18 protein-coding genes are annotated in these 23,669 nt (G+C 60.1%); 5 read left to right on the top strand and 13 right to left on the bottom strand.

Going from position 1 to position 23,669, the window contains the following annotated elements; translation table 11 throughout:
* Positions 1-1,935 (top strand): M10 family metallopeptidase C-terminal domain-containing protein (locus RSK20926_RS21710; protein WP_008210084.1); only part of this gene is annotated, 1,935 nt, incomplete at its 5' end.
* Between the two features lie 246 nt (positions 1,936-2,181).
* Here RSK20926_RS21710 and RSK20926_RS21705 read toward each other — a convergent pair.
* The 5 genes from RSK20926_RS21705 to RSK20926_RS21685 all read right to left on the bottom strand — a co-directional run bounded on the left by RSK20926_RS21705 (position 2,182) and on the right by RSK20926_RS21685 (position 9,179).
* A complete protein-coding gene (locus RSK20926_RS21705) occupies positions 2,182-2,658 on the bottom strand; it encodes a VPLPA-CTERM sorting domain-containing protein (protein ID WP_008210082.1) in 477 nt (158 codons plus the stop codon).
* A gap of 385 nt (positions 2,659-3,043) precedes the next feature.
* Positions 3,044-4,645 carry a VPLPA-CTERM-specific exosortase XrtD gene (gene xrtD / locus RSK20926_RS21700; RefSeq protein WP_008210080.1) on the bottom strand — a complete coding sequence of 534 codons (1,602 nt, stop codon included), beginning with the start codon at positions 4,643-4,645 and terminating at the stop codon, positions 3,044-3,046.
* Positions 4,646-4,696: 51 nt separating this feature from the next.
* Entirely contained in the window at positions 4,697-5,950 is a 1,254-nt protein-coding gene (locus RSK20926_RS21695; protein ID WP_008210078.1) for a hypothetical protein, read from the bottom strand.
* A 12-nt stretch (positions 5,951-5,962) separates the two neighbouring features.
* Entirely contained in the window at positions 5,963-6,577 is a 615-nt protein-coding gene (locus RSK20926_RS21690; protein WP_008210076.1) for a polysaccharide biosynthesis/export family protein, read from the bottom strand.
* A 169-nt stretch (positions 6,578-6,746) separates the two neighbouring features.
* Positions 6,747-9,179, bottom strand: a complete 2,433-nt coding sequence (locus tag RSK20926_RS21685) for a tetratricopeptide repeat protein (protein ID WP_198136609.1) — start codon at positions 9,177-9,179, stop codon at positions 6,747-6,749.
* A 291-nt stretch (positions 9,180-9,470) separates the two neighbouring features.
* On the opposite strand from RSK20926_RS21685, the gene RSK20926_RS21680 reads away from it, so the two are divergent.
* The 3 genes from RSK20926_RS21680 to RSK20926_RS21670 are packed head-to-tail and all read left to right on the top strand — an operon-like array spanning position 9,471 to position 12,836.
* Positions 9,471-10,373, top strand: coding sequence for an ExeA family protein (locus tag RSK20926_RS21680; protein WP_008210073.1), 903 nt, complete (start codon positions 9,471-9,473; stop codon positions 10,371-10,373).
* Between the two features lie 12 nt (positions 10,374-10,385).
* Positions 10,386-11,978, top strand: coding sequence for a GumC family protein (locus tag RSK20926_RS21675; protein WP_008210070.1), 1,593 nt, complete (start codon positions 10,386-10,388; stop codon positions 11,976-11,978).
* 18 nt (positions 11,979-11,996) lie between these two features.
* A complete protein-coding gene (locus RSK20926_RS21670; protein WP_008210069.1) occupies positions 11,997-12,836 on the top strand; it encodes a CpsD/CapB family tyrosine-protein kinase in 840 nt (279 codons plus the stop codon).
* A gap of 175 nt (positions 12,837-13,011) precedes the next feature.
* Here RSK20926_RS21670 and RSK20926_RS21665 read toward each other — a convergent pair whose 3' ends face one another.
* Entirely contained in the window at positions 13,012-14,496 is a 1,485-nt protein-coding gene (locus RSK20926_RS21665; RefSeq protein WP_198136608.1) for a hypothetical protein, read from the bottom strand.
* A 751-nt stretch (positions 14,497-15,247) separates the two neighbouring features.
* Positions 15,248-16,657 (bottom strand): DUF2793 domain-containing protein, encoded by a 1,410-nt coding sequence (locus tag RSK20926_RS21655; protein ID WP_008210065.1) that lies wholly within the window; start codon positions 16,655-16,657, stop codon positions 15,248-15,250.
* A gap of 277 nt (positions 16,658-16,934) precedes the next feature.
* Here RSK20926_RS21655 and glmM point away from each other — a divergent pair, with 277 nt between their 5' ends.
* Positions 16,935-18,296, top strand: a complete 1,362-nt coding sequence (glmM, locus tag RSK20926_RS21650; protein WP_008210064.1) for a phosphoglucosamine mutase — start codon at positions 16,935-16,937, stop codon at positions 18,294-18,296.
* Between the two features lie 144 nt (positions 18,297-18,440).
* Here the strand turns inward: glmM and RSK20926_RS21645 are convergent, their stop codons facing one another.
* The 6 genes from RSK20926_RS21645 to RSK20926_RS21620 all read right to left on the bottom strand — a co-directional run.
* A complete protein-coding gene (locus tag RSK20926_RS21645) occupies positions 18,441-19,217 on the bottom strand; it encodes a cephalosporin hydroxylase family protein (protein WP_008210063.1) in 777 nt (258 codons plus the stop codon).
* Between the two features lie 46 nt (positions 19,218-19,263).
* Entirely contained in the window at positions 19,264-20,127 is an 864-nt protein-coding gene (locus RSK20926_RS21640; protein ID WP_037256330.1) for an NAD-dependent epimerase/dehydratase family protein, read from the bottom strand.
* Positions 20,128-20,170: 43 nt separating this feature from the next.
* Positions 20,171-21,385 (bottom strand): glycosyltransferase family 2 protein, encoded by a 1,215-nt coding sequence (locus RSK20926_RS21635; protein WP_008210061.1) that lies wholly within the window; start codon positions 21,383-21,385, stop codon positions 20,171-20,173.
* 32 nt (positions 21,386-21,417) lie between these two features.
* Complete coding sequence (locus tag RSK20926_RS21630) at positions 21,418-22,701, bottom strand: class I SAM-dependent methyltransferase (protein WP_008210060.1); 1,284 nt, start codon at positions 22,699-22,701, stop codon at positions 21,418-21,420.
* Positions 22,701-23,255: a dTDP-4-dehydrorhamnose 3,5-epimerase family protein gene (locus RSK20926_RS21625; protein WP_008210059.1), complete on the bottom strand. Its 555-nt coding sequence runs from the start codon at positions 23,253-23,255 to the stop codon at positions 22,701-22,703. The genes RSK20926_RS21630 and RSK20926_RS21625 overlap by 1 nt, the downstream gene beginning before the upstream one ends.
* A 3-nt stretch (positions 23,256-23,258) precedes the next feature.
* The coding region (locus RSK20926_RS21620) for a sugar phosphate nucleotidyltransferase (RefSeq protein ID WP_008210058.1) at positions 23,259-23,669 on the bottom strand (411 nt) is incomplete at its 5' end.

Here is a 23,669-nt window from a genome sequence, read left to right as displayed (position 1 = left end):
GGTCTCGACTCCGCCATGAGCTTTAATGCCACCAGTACTGGCACCTATTATGTGGCAGCGGGCGGTTATTCGGATGCCCGTTCCGGCACCTATAGCATGGCCGTCACCAGCAGTGGCAGCACCCCGCCAACTCCCGGCGGCAGCGGCGCCAGCCTGGATGATCTGGCCAATTTCCTGACCCATGGCTATTGGGGCGGCTCCTCGCGCAGCTTCAACACCAGTGGCAGCAATCAGATCACGGTGAATATCAGCGGCTTGACTGCGGCTGGTCAGCAATTGGCCCGCTGGGCCTTTGAGGCCTGGGAAGCGGTGGCCAATATCGATTTTGTCGAAACCCTGGGCTCGGCTCAGATCACCTTTGACGACAATGACAGCGGTGCCTATGCCAGCTCTTCGACCTCCGGCACCACCATCCTCAGCTCGGAAGTAAACGTCAGCACCGCCTGGCTGGCCAATAGTGGCACCACGATCGACAGCTATTCCTTCTCTACCTATGTGCATGAAATCGGCCATGCGCTGGGGCTGGGGCACCAGGGCGATTACAATGGCAACGCCACCTATGGCGTTGATGAGACCTTCTCCAACGACAGTTGGCAGGTCTCGATCATGTCCTATTTCGACCAGAGCGAGAACACGACAACCAATGCCAGCCGTGCGGCCCTGATTTCAACAATGATGTCCGATATCGTGGCGATCCAGAACCTCTATGGGGCGCCAGGAACTTCCAGCGCCACTGCAGGCAATACCACCTGGGGGGCCAATACCACGCTGAGCGGCTATATGGCGGATGCGATGAATGCTCTGGCCAGCAGCCGCAACAGCTCGGTCAATGGCAATTCTGTCGCCTTCACCATCTATGACGTCGATGGCTACGATATTCTGGATCTCAGCTATAACAGCACCAACGACCGGGTCGATCTCAATGGCGAGGCCTTCTCGGATGTGAGCGGGCTGATTGGCAACCTTGGCATTGCGCGTGGCACCCTGATCGAGGAATTCCGCGCCGGCAGCGGCAATGACACCATTGTGGGCAATGATGCGGCCAACCGAATCTACGGAAATGGCGGCACCGATACCATTGAAGGCGGCACTGGCTATGACACGCTTTATGGCGGCTCGGGTAATGATAGTCTCTTTGGCGGCTCTGGTCGCGATAGCTTGCGCGGCGATATCGGCAATGACAGCCTGACTGGCGGCACCGGCGATGACACGCTTTATGGTGGCGATGGCGATGACCGTCTCTTTGGCAATACCTCGCTGGATACGCTCTATGGCGGCGCCGGCAACGATTATATCAGCGCCGGTGACGGGGTGGATTTTGTCAATGGCGATGCGGGCAATGACACCATCCACGGCCGTTCCGGCTGGGATCTGCTGAACGGCAATGACGGCAATGACAGCATTTATGGCAGCCAAGGCGATGATACGCTCAATGGGGGTGGTGACGACGATTGGCTCTCCGGCGGATCTGCCTGGGATGTGCTTTTTGGCAATGACGGCAATGACACGCTTTATGGCAACTTCGGCTCGGATGTGCAGTCAGGTGGGGCGGGGAATGACCAACTCTTTGGCGGCACCGGCGATGACAGCCTGCGCGGCGGCGATGGCAATGATACGCTGCAGGGCAATCAGGGGGTCGACCGCCTGGACGGCGGCGCGGGGGATGACCTCCTGCGTGGCGGCACCCTACGCGACACCTTTGTCTTCAACACCGGCTATGACAATGATGAGATCAATGATTTCGAGGAGCATCGCGACTTCCTGCTGCTCTCAACCAGCCTGACCGGAGGCGAGACCTCTGCCGCCAATATCCTCTCCACCTATGGCTCGGTGGTGAATGGTCAGGTGGTCTTTGACTTTGGCAATGGCGATGTCCTGACCCTCTCCAACCTCAGCACGCTGAGTGGCCTAGAGGACAATATCAATACTTTCTGACGCGGACTGAAGCGTTCCGCAGAAACATCAAGGCCCGCAGTGAGAGCTGCGGGCCTTCTGCCGTTATCCTCACTGGTCCCTCTGCCAAGCCCTCGCTGATTTATGCTGGGCCTGTAAGAGAGGTTTGACCGGTCTCGGTTTCTGGCGAGTCTGGCAGGGGAGTAAGTGAGGTTTTTGCAAACAAAAAGAGCGGCTCTCCTGGAGAGCCGCTCTTTTGCATTCTGAATTCTTCAGACGATATGCGAATTAGCTTTTGCGAAACTTCGCCAGAGCCAGACCACCAAGCGCAGTCAACATCATCGCGGCAGCTGCAGGCAGCGGCACAGCGGCGAGTTCGAAGGCGATGGAGTCAAATGCATCAGCACCGGTATAGGTGATAACCAGTGTCGACAGGCCGGAAATCGCAGCGCCGAACTCTGTTCCAACAACTGGATTGAAGACAGTGCCATCCAGGGTGAAAACAGCGCCGTGCAGCGTGTTGCCAACCAGATCAAAGGCCAGACGCAGATTGGAACCAACATCGTTCAGGATGTTGATGGTGATGCTGCCTGCACCTTCTGGTGCAAAAGCGATGGCGCCTACGTCAGCAGGGCTGGTGGTGAACAGGAATGTATCGCCATCGGACAGGGTACCTGGGCCACCAGAGAATGTCAGCGCGGAGGCTGCTCCGGGAGCAATCGCAGCAAAAGCTGCAGCTGCTGCATACTTGAGTTTTTTAATCACTTTACGATCCTCAAATGTTACAAATGGGCACCCTGATGACTGGTGCCGACACCATTGGCACATTCCGTCAAAGACATCAGGAAAGTTACCCCTCACAATTTAAATAAATATCGCAGTTGTTCACCACAGGCAATAATTCGTTAACGCGAGAGGAAGTTCTGGCTGAAAAAAGACGGATTTTTATAAAATTAACCAAAAATGAAAGCCTTCTTTTGTCTAATTCAGTAGAGCTCGAGAGTAAATAGACAACTTTAAGGGGATCTCAAATAAAGGGCTGACGAATCACCTATCCGCAGATCACCCCCAGAACCGCAAATAGGGGCCTGCTTCCCGCAATACGGTATCTCCCCCTAAATCGCTGGGATAACCGATTGAAAAAGTGTTATTATTCAGGAATATAGCGCGGCAGAGGCTCTAGCGCTTCAGCCATCAGGGCCTCCAGCCTGCGGGTTGCATCCGCTTCACTCTCACCTTCGTTAATGCGGGTGACAAAGCGCACCATGGCGCCATCGCTACGCCCGCGTATCAGCGTATCGCGCAGAACCGAGAATTTCGCCGCCACATCATTGGTCATTCGCACGCCGCGTTGTTCAAACCAATAATAGACCAGTTGTCGCCGTAGCCCCTTTTCGATCACCGCACGATTAACCGTAAAAGTGCCGTAGATCGTCCCAGGCATGGAGATTTCGTGCTGGTCCAGGGAATAGATTTCCCAGCCGCCATTGGGCAGGCAAACCTCAGGGGAATGGATCCCCTCGCCTTCGGTCTGGCTATGATACCAGGCGGCAAAAAACTCCACCGGAGCGGCTTGCTCCTGCGAGGTATAGACCGAATTGATGTAATCCGTAGCCCCCAGAACCTCCTCGACTTCGGAATCCAGGGTGGCAAAATAGCCGGACCATTCTCCCATGCGGCTGGGGAACAGCCCAAAGCTGTCGCGCGGTGGCACCTGGGGTTCTGGACGCGGGGCCAGCACAAAAGCGGCAGAGCCCGCGGCGGTCACCAGCAGGGCCAACCCCAGGGTCCGGCTGGCAGGCAGCTGCAGGATCTTGGCCATCTGTGGACCCAGGCCCTGGAAATCCAGGTCAATCGCCTCAGAGAGGCTCTTGGGCGCATGGGTGAGCTGTTGCAGCAGGAGGGCGGTGATGAACAATAGTCCAACGCAGGCGCCAAAGATCACCCAGCCCTCAAAGAAATGCAGGAAGCCATCAGCCTGCTCGATGCCGTAGGAATTCACCAGGATACCAATCACGCCAATGCGGAAGGCATTCATGAAAACGGTCAAGGGGGCGGCCAGCAGGAACAGGAAGACCTTGTGCCAATAGGGGCCGCGATAGAGGATCGCCATCAGATAGGAAAAGCTGAGGATCGGGAAGAGGTAACGCAGCCCGGAACAGGCCTCGGCCACCTGCAGCTTATAGGGGCCCAGGTCGATGATATTGCCATCGAGATAGACCGGCACCTCCACCAGCTTGATGAACCAGACCCCCAGTTCTGATGAGACGCCCTGCAGGAAGATGGTCAGCTTCCAATAGAGGATCTGCGGCAAGGGCAGCATAAAGATCAGATGCAGCACCGGCATCTGGTGCCTGCGCCCTTCGGCCCAGCCAAAACAGGCCAGCACCACCCCGCCAACCCAGATGATCAGCGCATAAGAGACCACATCCGGCACCGAGGTCGCATTGCCGACCACGGCCAGGGCCAGGGCCGCAATGATCACCAGCAAGCCCGGGCGCCGGTCCACCGGCGTGCCCAGGGGCAGCGGTTCCTTATCCCGCAGCTCCCGCAGGAAGAGATAAAGCGAGATCAGCGGGATCAGCGGCCCATGGCTATATTCCGGAGTGACCCAGACCTCTGCCAGCGATTCCAGCGCCAACCAGAAGATGGGCAGGCTGGCCAGCACCAGTGCCGCCAGGATCAGCCCGCCAGAGCGCAGCCCCTGTCCGGAGGAAAAACTGGGCGCGGGGAAGGACTGTCCAACTGACATGCAATGACCTAACCAATTAACAAGAGCTGTCGCGATGCTGAGCGCGTGAAATCAGAACTTGGCGTCCCATGCCCGCTGCAGCGAGAAAAACACCGCATCCGAGGTGGCCCGGGCACTGCCAAATTCATCTCGCTCTGTGCGGCTCACCCCGACATTCAGGTTCCATTCCCGGGTCAGCTGATGGCTGACGCTAAGGCTGACACCATATTCCGTCAACTCATCCGTGCTGTTCAGCGTATCACGATCGAGATAGTTCACATCAAAGTTCAGACTGGTGAGATCGCTCAGCGCAAGACCATATCCCAGCCGCCCTGTGGTGCGCAGCACGACACTGCCATCAGAATTGTCGCTGACCAGGCGGTTCAGATTGACCGAGATCTGGCTGACCTTGCTCAGCTGATGCAGATAGTCAAAACGCCCCACCACAGCAGTATCCCTGCCATCGGCAAAGGATCCGCCAATATCAAAGGAGACCCGCCCACCCTGTTTCAGGTCCCGCGCGGCGCCAACGGTCCAGGACACGCGATCCGCAGATTGGTTGGGCCAGGCAAAAGAGAGGGCACTGCGCAGCTCGCCGATGGGACGCTGGACGGAAATTCCAAAATCCGCACCCCGGGTGCTGCTACGGGCACTGCCTTCTTCTTCGCTCTGACTATAGCTGAAACGGGAGGTCAGCTGCACCTCAGGCGACAGATCAAACCGGGTGTTCAAAGCCGCATTGTAGCTGTCCACATCGCGCAGGGTGGATCCCGCCGAGAGGTTCTTGTAGCGCAGCGCGGCAGTCCCAAAGCTGAGCCCCCAGCCAAAACGCCGGTTCTCGCGGAACTGCGCATCCAGGCGCAGGCGTGCATTGGTCCGTGTGCCGGTGCCACCCAGATCATCGGTATCATCGATGATCGTATTCTCATCCACCAGATCAAAGGAGCGCAGATGCGCCAGCTCACGATGGTTCAAAAGCCCATAGACGGAGATCCGCGCGCCGGGCGCACGATGAGTATAGCGCAGGATCGCTCCGCTATTGTCAAAATCCGTATCGTCATTGCTGCCCGCAAGGGGCGCGCGCAGCGCCGTATGCAGACGCAGTGACAGATCGCTCTGGCGTGTCTTGCTTTCCAGCGTATAGGCAAAATTGCTGGTGGAGATGGTCTCCGTGCCTGTTTGCCCCGGATTGAGATCCTGGTTGCTTACGCTTTCTACACGCTGAAGGAATTCAAAGCGCGCAATGATGCCGCCTGTTTCCTGGCTCCCGGCCGGCAGGGCAGCAAGCCCTGCAACGAGGGTCAGGGATGTACCGAGATATCGCATGGTATCCGTTTATCACTCAAACAGGCGTCGGGTTGGCACCACGATGACATCGCCGCCAAAGACAGCGCTGGTGCCGACATTGCTCACCCCGTCCAGAACCTGGCGGTAGTTGAAACGATAGACGGTTTCACCGGCATCGGTGACCCGGCGCAGCTGGATCCGCTTCACGGCGGCAAAATCGGTGACTCCACCGGCCAGTGCCAGCGCCTGCAGCAGGGTGGTGTTGCGGCTGACATCCACATAGCCCGGATTGTTGACCTCACCGATCACATAGACCTTGCGTGAGACAGTACCGCCGGTTGCGCGGCGCTGTGCCTGCAGCGAGACCAGAACATTTGGGCGTTTGGCAAAGTTTGGCGCCAGCGCGGCAGCCAGGCTGTCGCTGGCCTGTCCGCGGGTCTTGCCGCCAACCGCAATGGTTCCCACCAGCGGCACCGAGATGCTGCCATCCGGTCCAACCAGAACATCCCGGTTGATGGTGGCATCTTCCAGCACTTCCACCCGCAGGGTATCGCCTGCCTTGATCCGGTAATCGCTGGCCTCAGCGGTGGCTGCCAGCAGAAGGCCACAGATCATCGCGACCCAGGTCCGGGTGATGATAGTTGTGATGATAGTTGTCACTTTCATATCGCGTCTCGTGCTCCAAATTCGTGGCACCGCTTCAGGAACGGGGTATCTGCCGGAATCTACATCTATTCTTCAGCGCCCATAAGCCGCGCGGGCGTTGAATCAATTATCCCGTGCCTTGTATGCCACATTGCGGATCAAAGCCAGTTCTCAGCATTAACCAATTGGCTCAACCGCCCAGTTTTTCCAGCAATTCCCGGGCGCGTGCCAGCTGCGGCACGGTTTCATCATCCCCTGCCAGATCAAAGCCGCGCTGCAGCTCCGCCAGCGCTTCTTCGGTACGTCCGGCCTGGGCAAAGGCATGGGCCAGATTGAAGGCAACGGTGGGATTGCCGGGCAAGCCGCGGGTGGCCGCCTGCAGGTTCAGGATCGCCGCATCGGTCTCTTCATTGAGGTATTGCACCCAGCCCAGCGTATCGAGCATGGCCGGAATGGTGGTGCCATTCAGGCGCTGCGCGATGGTATAGGCCCGTTTCAGATCCTCTTCACTCTTGCGATGCGTTGCCAGCATGCTGGCCAGGTTATTGGCTGTGATCAGACTGCCGGGATCCGCCGCATAGAGCTTTTCATAGATCGCGATGGCCTCTTCGCTTTTCAGCTGCTCCTCCAGCTCGACCGCGCGCAACATCAAGAGCGGCGGCAAATCCGGTTGGCGCTCAAGGGCGGCGGCCAGAAACCCGCTGGCCTCTTCTCCGCGACCGATTTCGCGCAGAGACGCATAGAGACGCTGCAGCACAACGGGCTGATCCGGGTTTTCCGCATGCAGGGCCCGGTAGATCTTGATCGCCTCATCCTGTTTCCCCTCCAGCGCATAGAGGTTGCCCTCCAACATGCGCAGGGCAAGATTATCGGGGAATTGCACATGCATGGCGGCAATCTGATTGCGCGCATCGTCCAGGCGCCCGGTCATCATCTGGACCCGCAGGATCTGCAGAGAAGTGATGAATTCGCTATCCGCATCGCCTTCTTCGACGCTGCTGCGCAGGAAGGCAAAGCCTTCTTCCAGACGGTTCTGGTTGAACAGCAATGCGGCCTGCATCGACCGGGCCAGAGGGGCGGCATTGGGGTTCTGACTATTGGCCAGAGTTTCCAGAATACCCTGGGCGCCTTCAAAATCGCCCCGGCGCAGCAGAACCTGCCCCAAGAGGCGCGCCACTTCCAGATTGCCATTGGCACTGAAAGAGTCGGTCAGCACACGATCTGCCGCCGCCAATTGGCCGCGGGCAATCTGAAAACGCGCATAGACCAGGGCTTCGCGCGGGGCACCATTGGTGATCTCAACCGCCTGAGCCAGACGCTGTTCGGCCAGTTCCACATTGCCCATCTTCTGCTGCGCTTCCGCCAGCAGCAGCAGGGTATTGGCATTGCGTGGTTCCTGATCCAGCGCGTGGCGCAATCCGGTGATCGCCTCCGAGAGCTTATCCTCGCGGATATGCCAGGCGGCCTGTGCGCTCAGCGCGGGCACATTGCTGGCATCGCTTTCCAGTACAGCTGCCACCAGGCGCCGTGCCTCCTCCTGATCTCCGGTTGCCGCCTTCATCCGCGACAGCAACATACGTGCCTCATTGACCAGATCCGGATCCTTGCCCTGCGCAACGATCTCTGTCACCTCAGCCATGGAGGCCTCATGCTCTCCGGCCTGGAAGCGAAGCTGCATCTGCTGCAGAAGATACTGGCGCCCCAGATCGCTTGCCTCATTGGCCTTGGCCAATTGCACCAGCTCCGCCAGGGCAGCCTCCTGGCCCTGGGTCTGCGCCAGCAGAGCGACCACCGCCATATGGCCTTCGAAGTTCTCCTCCACCGGCCCCGCGCGCTCGCGCAGGAAAGCCTCCAGTGTCTCGAAGTCACCGCGGGACTGATACCATTTGATCATCAGATCCACGATCACTGGATCCTCGGGGAAACGGTCATAGATCTGATGCAGCTGAGTGCCGATCTCCTCGCTCATCCCAGCCTGCTGCAGGATCCCCAAACGGGCCATCAACAGGCTGCGGGCATTGGGAAACTGCGCCAGAAGCTGATCAAGATAGGGCAGAGCCCGGGCCGGTTCCGGGCTGGTGGCATGCCATTCCACCAGGATCCTGAGAGCGGTTGACAGATCCGGATGGGTTTCCAGCAGAGTCTCGGCCTCGCGCACCACCTCGCCGGCGGCCACATCATCCTGACGCTGCCGGGCTTCCTGATAGCGAATGAAGATCTCCAGCGCCTGATGCGCGGGCACTTCCGGCGCCAATTCGATGGCGGCGCCCCCATGGCGCTTCACCTCTTCCCAATTGCCCAGATCCAGAGCCAGCTCCGCCAGCTGGAGCCGCACCTCAACCGCATCCGGATATTGTTCGACCAGTCGCAGATATTGCCCATAGGCCTCTTGCGCATCACCGCGGGCCAGAACCAGATCCGCATAGAGCTGGCGCGCCTCTCGGTGCAGCCCATTGTTATCAAAAACATTACGCAGCTCGACCAGGGCGCGATCGGTATCGCCCTCCTCCAAGAGGGCCAGAGCCGATTGATAGTATTCTTCCGCGCGCTCCTCACGGCTTTTGCAGGCCGTGAGTACACCCATCATCAGCATCACAATGAGGAGGTTTTTTAATTTAAACATCAGTATAATCCGGGCAAATATAAGCGCATCCCGGCGCTTATCATGAAACCCAATAGAGATCATGGGAAAATTTCTTTTAGGTTACCATGTTTTCCCACCCGCCTCGCCCCTAAAGAAGAGCCTTGACCTTCACCATGGCCAGCTGGGGCCAGCTGCCCCCCAAAGGATACCTGTCTTCGCATCTGCCCAGCAATTGCCATATAATTGGATTACCGTTAGAGAGCACCGAGATATGTGGTGCAGTAGGCCCGGCCCGGAGCAGCCTGTGCTGCATTTTAGTTTGGATGTACCATGAATTTTAATCTCAACATTTATCTGGACCATTTTGGCCTGAACCGGCGCCCCTTTACCCTGGTGCCCGATCCGGACTTCATGTTCTGGTCGCGCGCCCACAAGAAGGCAAAGGCGATCCTGGAATATGGGCTGATCTCGCGCTCCCCGATCACGCTGGTGACCGGGGAAGTGGGCTCTGGCAAGACCACCCTCTTGCGCGATCTGTTGCAGAATATCGGCGATGAGCTGCTGATCGGCCTGATCTCCAATGCCACAGCGACCGATCGCTCTGATCTGATGCGCCTGATCCTCGGCGCCCTGGGCGAAGAAATCCGCGAAGAAGACTCCTATGCCACCCTCAACCGGCGCCTCGAAGAGCTCCTGGTGGAGGAATACAGCAAAGGCCGGCGGGTGGTGCTGATCTTTGACGAGGCGCAGAACCTTGGCCAGGAATCGCTGGAAAACCTGCGGATGCTGACCAATATCAACTTTGCCGACCATGAGTTGGTACAGCTGGTGCTGGTGGGTCAACCCGAGCTGCGCGATATCATCATGCGCTCGGATATGACCCAGCTGGCACAGCGGATTTCGGCCTCGGTCTTTCTGCCCCGGCTGACGGATGTGGATGTGGAGACCTATATCACCCACCGCCTCAATATTGCCGGGGCCCAGCATCAGATCTTCCTGCCAGAGACCTTTGCCAAAATCCGTCAGGCCACCGGTGGCATCCCGCGGCTGATCAATCAGCTCTGCGATTTCGCATTGCTTTATGCCTTTGAGCTGGGCGTTCAGACCGTCGACGAAACAGCCATCCAGGAAGTGCTGGATGACAATCTCTTCTTCTGCGCAGGCCGGGGCAATCCCCTGCGGCTGGTGCAGGCTGAACAGGCCCCGCGCCTGGACAGCGATGAAATGAAGTAGGACTAAGATCCAATGGAATTTGAGTATTACTGGCGGATTTTCCGCAGGCATTTGCCTTCCATCGTCATTCTGACCGCGATTGGCGCGGCTCTGGGTCTGGCGATCGCCCTGGGATTGCCACCTGTCTATCGCTCACAGGCAACGCTGATTGTGGAATCCGAACAGATCCCCGGAGAACTGGCGGCCAGCACCGTGAGCACCGGCGAAATCGAAGCACTGCAGATCATTCGACAGCGCATTCTCAGCCGCGAGATCCTCCTGGAACTGGCCAATGACCTGCAGCTCTATGCCGATAAGCCGGATATGATCGCGGATGATAAGGTCGCAGATCTGCGTGATCGGGTCGAAATCACCACCGTTGGCGGTCAGGTGCGCCGCGGCGAACGTTCGGCCACCATTGTGACCGTAGCCTTTGAGGCCCCCAATTCCTCGCAGAGTGCTCAGACCACCAATGAGGTGGTCACATTGATCCTGCAGGAGAACGTGCGCATGCGGACAAGCGTGGCGCGTCAGACCCTGGATTTCTTTACCCAGGAAACCGAACGGCTGGAACAGAGCCTCAGCCGCATCAGCAGCCAGATCCTGAACTTCCAGGAGAACAACCTGGAAGCCCTGCCCGACAGTCTGGAATTCCGCCGCAGTCAGCAATCCGCATTGCAAGAGCGTCTGACCCAGCTGGAGCGGGAGAAAAGCGCGCTGCAGGACCGCAAAGGCCAGTTGGTCACCCTGTTTGAAGCCACCGGCCAGACCTCTCTGACTGATCGGCGCGCCATTGCCCGCGCCGTCAGTGCCCAGGCGCGCCCCGAAGAGCGGCAGCTGGCGGAACTGAAACGCGAATATGCCCGCCTGTCGGCAACGCTTTCAGAAAATAACCCGCGCATGACATTGCTCAAATCCCAGATTGCCGCCGCTGAAGCTGCGGTGGCGGCTCTGCCAACCCTGGCCCCTGCCCCCTCTGAGGATGCAGGGCGCAACCTGGAGCTTTCTCTCTTTGACATCCAGATTGCCGATATCGAGGCGCAGATCGGCTATATCGACAATCAATATGTCGCCGCTGAAACCCGGATGAAGGCGATTTCGCGCACCATTGAAGCCACGCCCGGCAATGCGGTCACCCTGGCCTCGATGGAGCGTGATTATGCCAACCTGCAGGAACAGTATAATCAGGCAGTTGCCAATAAGGCGCGGGCAGAGACCGGCAGCATGATCGAATCCCTGTCGCGCGGCCAACGCATCACGGTGATCGAACAGGCGGTGCCACCGGAACAGCCCACCAGCCCCAACCGGCCGGTGATTGCCATCGGTGGCCTGATGGGAGGGCTCTCTTTTGGGGCTTTCCTGTTGTTGATCCGTGAGTTTCTCAACAAATCTATCCGCCGCCCCCGTGATCTGGAAAATGGTCTGCAGATCACCACTTTCGCCACCATCCCCTATATGACAACCCAGGCCGAGACCCTGCGTCGGCGCAGTGTCGTGCTGGGGGTTGGTCTCACCCTGATCATCGGCGTTCCAGTGATCCTCTGGTATGTGGATCAACAGGTTGCCCCGCTTCAGCCGATCTTTGAGCGCGTGCTCGACAAGGCCGGCCTGGGCCAGTTTCTCTGAGTAGGGAGTAGAGTAACAATGGAACGTCTTCAGGCTGCAATCACCAAGGCTCGGGAAAAACAAAAGGGCATGGCCCCGCAAAGTGCCAGCCGCCAAAACTCTGGCCCTGCCCCCCAATCAGAGGCTTCGGCCCTCTGGCAGGCCCTGCCAGAGGTCACTTTCAATCCCCGGACCCTCACTCAGAATCGCATTGTCTCCATGGAGGCCAGCGCCGAGGCCACGCCCTTTGACATGCTGCGCACCCGCACCATGCGGATCATGCAGGAACAGGGCTGGAAACGGCTGGCGGTAACCTCGCCCACCCCATCTTGCGGCAAGAGCACAATCGCGCTCAACCTGGCCTTTTCCATGGCGCGCCAGCCCAATACAAGCGCGATCCAGATCGAGGCCGACATGCGTCAGCCCAGCCAGAACCGGCTGCTTGGGCTCTCCCGTCAGGATCGCCGCAGCGGCAGCTCTGTTGCTGATCTCCTGAGCGGGCAAACCCAATTCAGCGAGGCGGCCATCCGCCGGGGCAATGATCTGGCCTTTGTCACCAATGAGGCCCCGGTGCGCAATGCCTCTGACATTCTTCTGGGCGAAGGGGTCGGAGATGTGCTGGCGCAGATCGAGGCTGATTATCAGCCCCACGCGATGATCTTCGACATGCCGCCGGTGCTGGTCAATGACGACACCATGGCCTTCATGCAGCATGTGGACTGTGTCCTGATCATCGCCGCCGCCGAACGCAGCACCATCGCGGAGATTGATCGCTGCGAAAGGGATCTGGCCTCACAGACCAATGTTCTGGGGGTGGTCTTGAACAAATGCCACTTTACCCCATCGGAATACGGCAGCTACGGCAAATACGGCTACTGAGACAGATCACAGATCTGCAACACAGAAAAAGGCGCGCGATCCAGATGTCTGGGTCGCGCGCCTTTTTTGAAATCTCTCTGTTCAGATCCCTCTTTATCCAGATCCCCCAGATCCCTATGTGCGTTCAGCCTGCGTTCAGATCCAGAACCGCAGCGGCAACAAGGACAACCCGGGCTCAGGCCCTGCGGCGCAGCCCAGCCGGCAGCAAGAGCGCCAGCCCCATCAGCAGCGCCCAGATGGCGGCAGGCACCGGCACTGGCGCAACAGGGGTTCCCCCTTCTGCGGTAGGGGTTGTGACGCCAACCGATGGGAAGAAGGGCGAACTGGGTGTTGGGCTTGTGGTCCCGCCGCCGGTCGGTGTCCCACCGCCAGCGGCGCCGCCCCCAGCAGCACCACCACCAACTGCGCCACCGCCGAGTCCCCCAAGGGGCGCCAGGCTGCTGGTCAGGGCCTGCGGTCCACCGAGGCCTCCCGGAGCGAAGAAGTTGGTTACGCCATCGACTCTATTGGTCACATCATAAAGCCGCGCCAATTCCTGCGCGCTGAGTGTTCTGATCGCGGGGCAGGCCTGGGCCAGCGGCGCACAGGCGCCAAAAATGTCGCCCTCATCGCTCAGCCCCAAGCCGGAAAGCGGCTGTTTGTCCGCTTCCAGATAGATCTCTCCCAGGTCCTGAGGGCTATAGCTCTGCTCGCCCTCCGGTCCGGTGGGATCCGGGCGCAGCATGAAAAGATGCACCGCACCGCTGCTGGTCAGACCATAGGCGGCAATCTCTCCGCCCTCATTGATGGCCTCCGCGCGGATCAGCTGAACCCCCAGCTCCAGCGGTGCCGAGAGGCGGGAATTGAGGTCGATCGCATCGCTGCCATCGGCTGGCCAGAGAAGCGCCCGCGGCGCATCGCCCTCCTGAGCGCCACTGCCGGCACCAACCACATCCCCAGCCACATTGACGCCAAGCGCCTCGGTTGCGGCCCCGTCAGGACTGGTCAGCAAGCGGGTTGCCTCCCTGCTCCAGATATAGCCCTGATCGCCACTGGCCTGACCAATGAGATGCCCGGCCTGCGAGACCGCCTGAACATTTTCCGGTGTCTCGTCATTGACCAGCGCCAGGATCTGCACCGGTGCACCAGGCACCCAGTAAAAGATCTGCGAAGCACCTTCTGCGCTGAGCGCATGACCGATAAGCGCACCAGAGGCGCTGATATCCTGCACCTCGGTGAGGGTCACGCCCGCGGGCACCTCTGCAACATCGTTGAGATCCTGCATCCCGGTGACACTGTTCCAGATGAACGCGCGTCGGCCGGCCTCTCCTTCGCGAAAGCCCGCCAGGATATTCCCGGGGGCATCGGTCGCCAGAACATGACCTTCAATACCCAGGAGCCCCTTGAGCACAACCAGCCCCAGGACCGGATCCCAGGAGAAGCCCGCATTCTGCTGCTCTGCGGTCAGAAAACCCGCAGCAGCGCTGCCATCGCGGCCACCGGGCAGAGGCTCGGCCTCATCGCTTCCAGGGCTGCGGAAACTGGTCGAAGGGGTCCAGACATAGGGGTGCTGTCCCGAGAAGGCAGCGATCTGTTGCTGGGTGATCTCACCCGGGGTGAGCGTATTCACCTCAGTTACCGCCCATGCACTAGTGGCAGCAACCGACAGAGCGATCGACATGGCGAAACCCGCCGCGCTCATGCGCAACGCGGTTTTATACTCACAGCCTGATCTGCAACTAGGTAACATTTGATTCTCTTTATCGCTTTGACTACTCAATTTAATTACTCAATTTTTAATTAGCGATGTCTGACCGCAAAACATGGTTAAAATACGACGGCCATCAGCGCTTTTCATTTTACATGAGAATGTCCTACATTTTAAGCATTGGCGCAAGTCAGTCTCAATCCGAGAGGAACACGGTCGTCGTGCCCTCCAAGTCTCGTTGCACATTCTATGCGGGGAACGCGGCAACCTGGGCCTGCCCTCAGTCCTGTTCTCAGTGGGGGCACTCTGCTCAATGTGCCTTTCCAATGGGCAGGCAAATGAGCACAATAGCTGACCATGAACCAGGCCTCACAAATGACCAGGGCCCAAATCTGTCCCGCGGGTTTCTACCCGCCTACTCTTACAGGATAGACCAAAAATGCGGCTCTAAAAAGGGGAAACATGGTGGGTCTTTCACCGCCTGTGGCACCCCGGAGAAGGCCAGATGTGGGAAATCCACAAAATATGGCGCGACAGTCCCCCAAGGGCGCAGCCGAGAGCGGAACAAAGCAAAGACCTGACTTCGGGCGGAGGAGAGAGGCCGGAAAACGCGGTTGCCCCCACTCCACCCGCTCTGCAGAGCGCGCAAAAAAATGTGCCGCAACTGCGCCTCGGGCATAGCCGAAAAAAAGCCTGGGCAGCGGCCCGCTCCCTCAGACACAGCTTAAAGGAACTGCCCACCGCTGGAGGTGATTCCATTTTGGGAGCCGGGCACAAAGCTGGCGCCTGCCCCGCCACTGTCCAAAATCGCATTCTGTGCCAGCGCGTAGCGCGGCCCCGTACAGCCCGCAGTATCGCCGGCAAAACTCACCCCGGTGAGATCCGCATGGCAAAAGCCGCTCAGATCCAATCCGCCCGCCTGCGCGCCACCCCAGGTGATCCCTGTGCCCAGGGTAAAGGTGCCGCCAGCAGCCAACAGCCGGGCATGCCCCCGCAACTGCGCCAGGGCGCTGAGGCCGCTGCCCAGATAGAGATCCGCACCGGCGCAGGCGAGTTCAGCGCTGGTTGCGGTGATCCCGGCGCCGCTGCCCGTGAACCGCAGATCCGCCAGCGCCACCCAGGCGCCGCTCTCTGCCAGCAGCGCATCCGCCCCGCTCAGCTCCAGCCCCGCCAGAGCGACCCGCGCGCCTGCGCTGCAAGAGATCCGGCTGAGACTCACCATGGCCGGGTTGGCCACATCACCAGTGATCCGCAGCGCCCCGCTGCCGGGCAAGCCGCCAGCGATCTGCAGATCTTCGCCATAGCTGCCCGGACCAACCTCGATCCGCACTTCATGGGGGCCATTATCCAATGTTAGAGCCAGATCCACCGCATGTTGCAGGGTCAGAAAGGCGCCTGCGGCACTGTCACTTTGCCCCGAGTTGCTGTCAGAGCCATCGCTGCGCACATAGTAGCTGCGCGGCGCATTCAGCCTTTCGCGCAGGTTCGGGCTACCCTGCGGCAGGCTGACCTGGCCAGTGCTGCGGTCAATATGCAGCGCCTCCTGCCAGCTGCTGCCATCCGCACTCACCTTGATGGAAAAATCATCGCTCCCGCCGGTGCCCATCTCGGCCCGACCCTCCCAGCCGGTCTGAAACAACAGGCTGGCGGTATCACCTGGGGCAGATTTATTCAGCTTCAGCTGATGCCCTGCCCCCGCATGGGTCAAGAGCGTTGCCCGCGCAGAGACCGCCAGACGATTGGTATTGTCAGCGGCGGTGGCGATGCCCAGATGCGGCAGGTTCTGCAGCTCTGGCAGCACCGCCTCCCAGGCAGAGCCGCTATAGCGCAGGCTCTGCCCCGTTGCAGTGATATCCGCCCGCCACCCGGGGCGCGGCAGTAAAAAGCGCCAGAGATAGCCATCCCAAAGCGCAATCTCCCCGGCGTGACCGGCCCAGTCTCCCGTGGGGGCAGCGCCCAGAATGTAGCGGGCACCCAGGCTCGGCTCTGACGGCGGGTCGCTCTCCTGATGACCTTCCACCGTCAGCTGGACCACCATATCCAGCAGCATCAGCGCCTCGTTATGGGTAACGTGTTTCTGCGCCTGGGAGGGCATCAGCAGCGGCAGTGACAGGGCTGGGGTTTGCTCGGACATGGCGGATCTCCGGTCTGGTCTGATCTAGGATGGGCTGGGATGGAGTGGGTGAGAGGAGCGGGATATGCGGCAGGAAACGGGCGTGGGGTGGCAGGCCCAGCATCAAGCCCGCAAGAGCTTGCGATTTTTGCAAGAGAGCGCGCGCTGCTCCGCCCAATCGCGCCCGCGCGCAACAGGATACTTGCGGCCAAGGGCGCTTCGGTGCATGTCTGCTGAAATTACAAGGAACGATTGAGCCGGGCCCTCCCCGACAACAGGCCGGCAAGCAGGAGAGACTATGCGCAAGTTTTTTGGCACCGATGGGGTGCGCGGCACCGCCAATATCCACCCCATGACCGCCGAGATGGCGCTGCGCATCGGCGCCGCCGTTGGTCGCTACTTCCGCCGTGAGGCCGGCGGGGTGCATCGGGTGGTGATCGGCAAGGATACCCGCCTCTCCGGCTATATGTTTGAAAACGCTCTCACTGCGGGGCTTACCTCCACCGGTATGAATGTGCTCCTGCTGGGGCCGGTGCCAACCCCGGCGGTGGGGCTGATGACCCGCTCGATGCGGGCGGATCTGGGCGTGATGATCTCCGCCAGCCACAACCCCGCACAGGACAATGGCATCAAATTCTTTGGCCCCGATGGCTTCAAGCTCTCGGATCAGGCGGAGCTGGAAATCGAAGCGCTGATCGAAAACGGCGTTGCCCCGGCCCAGCCTCAGAATATCGGCCGTGCCAAGCGCATTGATGACGCCCGGTTCCGCTATGGGGAGCGGGTGAAAAGCTCCCTGCCCCGTGGCATCCGCCTGGATGGGCTCAAGGTGGTGCTGGACTGCGCCAATGGCGCGGCCCATCGCATCGCCCCCGAAGTCCTCTGGGAGCTGGGCGCTGATGTGGTGCCGCTGGGGATCGCTCCGGATGGCGTCAATATCAACCACGACTGCGGCTCGACCAAGCCCGAGGCGGCAGCGGCCACCGTTGTTGCCCATAGGGCCGATGTGGGCATCTGCCTGGATGGCGATGCGGATCGGGTGATCCTCATTGATGAGAATGGCCAGGTGGCCGATGGTGACCAGCTGATGGCGCTTCTGGCGGGCCGCTGGGCCAAGGCTGACCTTCTGGCGCAGAACACCCTGGTGGCCACGGTGATGTCCAACCTCGGGCTGGAGCGCTGCCTGGAAGCACAGGGGCTGAAACTGGCCCGCACCGCCGTTGGCGACCGCTATGTGGTCGAGGAGATGCGCGCCAAGGGCTATAATCTGGGCGGTGAGCAATCCGGCCATATCGTGATGAGCGATCACGCCACCACCGGTGACGGTCTGATGGCGGGGCTGCATATGCTGGCGGCCATGGTCGAGACCGGAGAGAAGGCCTCGCAGCTGCTGAACCAGTTCACCCCGGTGCCACAGTTGTTGAAAAACACCCGCTTTGAACGCGGCCAGACCCCGCTGGAAGACGCGGCGGTGCAACAGGCCATTTCAGCCGCAGAACAGGCTCTAAATGGGCAAGGTCGCCTGCTGATCCGCAAATCCGGCACCGAGCCACTGATCCGGGTCATGGCCGAATGTGAGGATGCAGTGCTGCTGGAACAGACCGTGGATCAGGTCGTGGCTGCGGTCGAGGCGGCCACCAAGAAGAACCCTGCCCCGGCCTGACCCTATCCTAGGAAACCCCCATGCGCTTCAAGTGCGGGCGCAGCCTTACAGGCGCCCGCATGCTACTGCCCCTTCCCGCAGTCCCGTCCTAAACATAGGCCTCAAACCAATGGGAGTGCGGTATAGCGGCCATCACTGGTGCGATCAGTTTCCGCTGGTGCGCCGCAGGAAGCCGTTTTGGGCGACGGTGATTAGCAGGCGTTCATGGATCTGGCTGTCGATCTCGAAATTGCCGCTCTCCTGCAGATAGGCCTGGATGGCGGTATAGGGGTTGTTCCCTTTGCCCCAGGGACGATCCGTATAGGTATCTTCCTCCATATCCTCGATCAGGGTATCAAAGACCACGCAATAGCTGCCAACCGAGGCCAGGGGCGCATAGGCGCGCAGCTCTTCCAGCACATGTTCATGGGTGTGGTTGCTGTCCAGACAGACCAGGACCTTCTTATAGCCCGAAGCAAAATCATGGACCTGCTGGATGACATCCATGTCCACCGAGGAGCCCTGGATCATTTCAATGCGCGAGCGCATCGGATGGGCGTCGATGGCCACACGGTTATGGTCACGGATATCGATATCGATCCCCAGAACCTTGCGTTTTGAGACATTGGGATCAAAGCTCTCACCGGCTTCGATCGCCTCCACCATGTCCAGCATCGCCAGCACCGAAGCCGAGAAGATCAGCGACCCCCCATGCGCAATACCGGTTTCAATGATCAGATCTGGCCGCAGGTCGTAGATCAGCTCCTGCATGGCAACAATATCCTGCGGATACTGAATGATCGGGCGGTCCATCCAGTGGAAATTATACGAATATTGCGCCTTGGCAGAGCTGCGCAGGAAATCCAGCGAGGCTTTCTGAAGGGCAGCATTTGCGCCCATGTCCTGGGTGCGGGCAGCGATCTCGGTCTTGAAGTGGGTCATGGGATCAGTCTCTCAGTCGGGAAGGGGAATAAGGCAAAGCGGGGCATCAGGCAGGAAGCGGGGTATTGCTGCGCTGCCCGATCACGCAGGGGGGGTCATCGGGATTGTCGGGGCGCGCCCCAAAGAGCAGGAGATCGCGGCGGCCGTAGCGGTCGGCGATGCTCTCGGCCAGAGCACGCACCGAGGTGCCCCTGCCGCTGCAGATATTGGTGGTGCCGCTGCGGTCAGAGAGGGCATCCTGCACCAGCAGGGCAGCCGCCGCATCGACATCCAGAAAATCGCGGATCTGACTGCCCTGGCTGAGTTCCAGCGCCCGGCCCTCTGCCAGATGCGCATGCAGGGCAGCCACCAGCCGCCGGGGATCCTCGCCTTCGCCATGCAGATAAAACAGCCGTGCCCAGAGGAAGGACACCCCAGCGGGTGGCAGCATGGCCTGTAATGCGATGGCGCAGGCCGCCTTGGCGGCAGCATAGGGGGATTGGGGATCCAGCGGCGTGTCTGGGGTGACCCGCCCGCCACTCAGATCATATTCCAGACAGGTGCCAAGGCCGACAAAGCGGGGCACCCCGGCCTGCTGAAGACCTTCGGCCAGGGCCATGGTTCCGGCAATGCACTGCAGGTTTTTGAGTGAGGTCTGATATTTGCCCGGCTCCGCATACCAGGCCATATGCAAGACCAGATCATAGCCCTGGGCCGTCTCGGCCCACCAGGTGGCAGGCAAAGCAAAGAGATCGTCAACCTCGATGATCTGCTCCGGGCTCTGTCCGCGCTCTGTGGTCCCGGCTGCCGGGAGGCGCGCCGCCGAGCCCTGGCGGATGACATGGCACAGCTCATGCCCGCCCCGGCGCAGCTCTCGGGTTACAGCGCGACCGACAAATCCGGTGGAACCGGTCAGAAGGATGCGTGTCATCGCCGCCACTCCCCCCGGATCGCGCTCCAGATCATCCTCCAACTCATGCGAATTTCTGCTGCAGCTGGGTTTCGGTGAGATGCGCCAGCGCGCAGGTTTGGGCCGCCTCCAGCAGCGCCGCCTCCTGGCAGGCAAAATCAAGCACCACATCGCTCTTGCCAATATCCGCGACCTCCGCCGTGCCGCGCACCGGCAGGGGCGTGATGGTATCGAGCTGCTGCAGGACGGTCTCGGGGCAATCGCCGATCACCGCAATACCCTCTGCACGCAGGGTCTCAGGCAGTTTGACACAGGCGAAATAGAGCGCCGCGGTACTGCGGATCTGCTCCATCGGAACCGGCAATTTATCCTCCAGCCCCAGGCCCCGCAGCCTGGCGGCCAGGGCATAGTTCTCCAGCGGATCCCCCCCCATCTGCAAACGCATCCGCAGCGCGGTATACATGCGCTCAATGGGATGGCCATGGACAAAGCGGGCCACCTTGTCGGGGTGTTTCAAGCCACCATGAGCCTTGGCCAACCCATGCAGAATCTCCAGGCCACCGCGATAGGTATCCCAGGCGCTCATGACCTCGCTGTAGCCCAGCTGCGATCGGGTATCGCCCTCGAAATGGCGGCTGATGGAATTGTAAAAGGGCTCCTGCGCATAGATCAGATCCCCAACCCCGAGATATTCCGCCGGGGTGGTGAAGGCCCAGAAGGCGATATCGGTGGCAATCGGATGCAGCGCCTTGAAGACCTCCCGGCGCAGGATGCAGATCTCTGAGTAGATATTGTACTCGGCAATATGCTCCAGCAGCTGCGCATAATTGCCCCGCGCGATGGTGACATCGCAGGGCTGACGATAGAATTGCCCGCCGACCTTGCCCGTCACCAGATCCCTGGTCTGCCAGGGCGCATAGAGACCGCTGGCCTTCGGATTGGCTTCCAGCATGGCGATGGCCGCCGGGATGGCCTCTGGCAGCAAGCGATCATCATCCGCCAGATAGACCACATAGGTGCCTTTGGCCGCACACATGGTGGCGTGGATATTGGGCACCGCCCCAAGATTGCTCTCCTGTCGCAGGATGGTCAGGGGCAGGACGTCCTGCGCTGCCTCCAGCAACTCCAGGGTATTATCCTCGGAAGCATTGTCAGAGACGATGATTTCGGTCTCAAAGGGAAGCTGCGCCACAACCTCCAACAGATGCACAAGCAAAGTTCCCAGATACTGGGCCCGGTTATAGGTGGGAATACAGATGCTGAGTTTGGGGGCTGACATGCGGGGGGTTCCTATTCCAAAGGGGCGACGGCCTAGGCAGAACGCGCCTGCGTGAATGCAGGCTGTTCCAGGCGGGTGGGCTCCGGCATCACGGTCCAGAAGGCGGTGCCATGGTCCTGGGCCAACCAGGCGAGACTCGCGGCGATCTCCTCCTTGATGTTCCAGGGCAGGATCAGCAGGTGATCCGGCGGTGTCTCGCGCAGCGCCTCAACCGGGCGCACCGGGATATGGCTGCCAGGCAGGTAGCGCCCCTGTTTGAAGGGGGCCGCATCGCAGACAAAGGGCAAAAGACGCGGGTTGATGCGGGCATAGTTCAGCAGGGTGGTGCCCTTGGCCGCAGCCCCATAGGCGGCAACGGTCTCACCACGGGATTTGCATTCAATCAGAAAGGCCAGCAGGTGCTCGGCGGCGTGATCGGCCTGGTGTTGCAGGTTGTGATAAAACTCTGGCCGCGTGATCCCCGCCTGCGCTTCCTCGTCCAGGATCGCGCGCACTGCGGGCTCTGTGCGATGCGCGGCCTCAGCCCGACATCCCCAGATCCGCAGGCTGCCACCATGGGTCGGCAGAACCTCCACATCAAAGAGACGCAGCCCCGCCGCGGCAAAGATCTTCGCAACCGCTGTGAGCGACAGATAAGAGAAATGCTCATGATAGACCGTGTCGAACTGGCCGTGTCGCACCAGCTCCAGCAGATGCGGGAACTCCAGCGAGATTACGCCTTCGGGGGCCAGCAGCTGATAGAGGCCGCGGGTGAAATCATTGATGTCAGGCACATGGGCATAGACATTGTTGCCCGCAATCAGGTCAGCGCCCCCCGCCTGCCCTTTACCCTGTGTCGCCCGCTCCTGGCGCAGGGCGCGGGCGCTGGCCTCAGAGAAGAACTCCAGGCGGCTCTCCACGCCCTTACCGCGAGCCACCTCAGCGGTGCTTGCGGTGGGCTCGAAGCCGAGACAGGGAATGCCTGCCTCAACAAAGTTCTTCAGCAGGTAGCCATCATTGGAGGCCACTTCGACCACAAAGCTGTTTTCATCCAGATCAAAGCGTTTGATCGCGCTTTCCGCAGAGCGCGCGGCATGGGCGCACCAGCTGCTGGAGGTGGAAGAAAAATAGACGTAATTGGCATCAAAGAGATCATCGGCACGGCAAAAATCCTCGGTCTGCACCAGAGTGCAGCTGGGACAAAAGAACAGCCGCAGCGGAAAATGCACCTCCGGCTGCAGCCGCTGTTCTGCTTCCAGATAGGCATTGGAGGGCGGCGCATGGGCCAGATCCAGGATATTGTGGGAAAGCGGCGTCGCGCAATGTCGGCACTGCATCACGAGGCCTCCTTTATGTCAGAGAGAAAGGGCAGGGCCGCATCACGCTCGGAGAGCAGCGTCACCGGCAGCTCCCACTGAATTGCGATCTGCGGATCCCGATAAGAGATCCCGGCCTGATAGGCAGGGCTGAAAGGCTGCGAATGGCTGTAATGCAGGGTCACATCATCGCTGAGGCTCTGGAATCCATGGGCAATGCCTGCCGGGATATAGAGCGTATCGGCGCGCGCGCCTTCCAGAACAATGCTGGTCCATTGCAGATAGCTGGGAGAGCTGGGCCGCAGATCCACCAGCACATCATAGACCTGACCGCTGAGACAGGTCAGCAGCTTAACCTCGGCAAAAGGAGGGGTCTGGTAATGCATGCCCCGCAGCGTGCCCCTGGTAGCGGTGCGCGACAGGTTGCTTTGCACCCAGGTGCTGTTCAGCCCGGCCTCGTCCAGCATTTTTGCGCAAGAGAGACGGCCAAAACTGCCACGGTTATCTTCATGCAACTGCGGCTGGTAGTGAAACACACCAGGCAGAGGCAATGCGGTGAGGGATGGGCCAGACATGGGCTAGCCCCAGGTTTTCCAGGGGGCGCCGCCGCCGCTCCAGAGCGCTTCCAACTGGTTCTTGTCCCTAAGCGTATCCATGGCACTCCAGAAGCCACGGTGTTTATAGACCGAAAGCTGCCCGTCCTCAGCCAACTGTTGCATCGGTTTTTTCTCCCAGATCGTGTCTGGCCCCTCAATGTGATCCAGCACCGGGGGTTCGCAGACAAAGAAACCGCCGCTCACCCAATGATTGTCGCCGGCGGGCTTTTCCACAAAGCCGCTGGCGCCATTGCCTTCGATCTCAATGCTGCCGAAGCGGCCGGAGGGCTGCACCGCGGTGACAGTGGCCTGACGCCCCTCGCTGTGGTGGAATTCGATCAGACGGGTCAGATCCACATCAGAAACCCCATCGCCATAGGTCAGGCAGAAGGT

The organism is Roseobacter sp. SK209-2-6, from assembly GCF_000169455.1.
Taxonomy (GTDB): Bacteria; Pseudomonadota; Alphaproteobacteria; order Rhodobacterales; family Rhodobacteraceae; genus Pseudophaeobacter.
The sequence above is the reverse complement of the archived record's forward strand: the minus strand, read 5'-3'. Positions and strand labels throughout refer to the sequence as shown.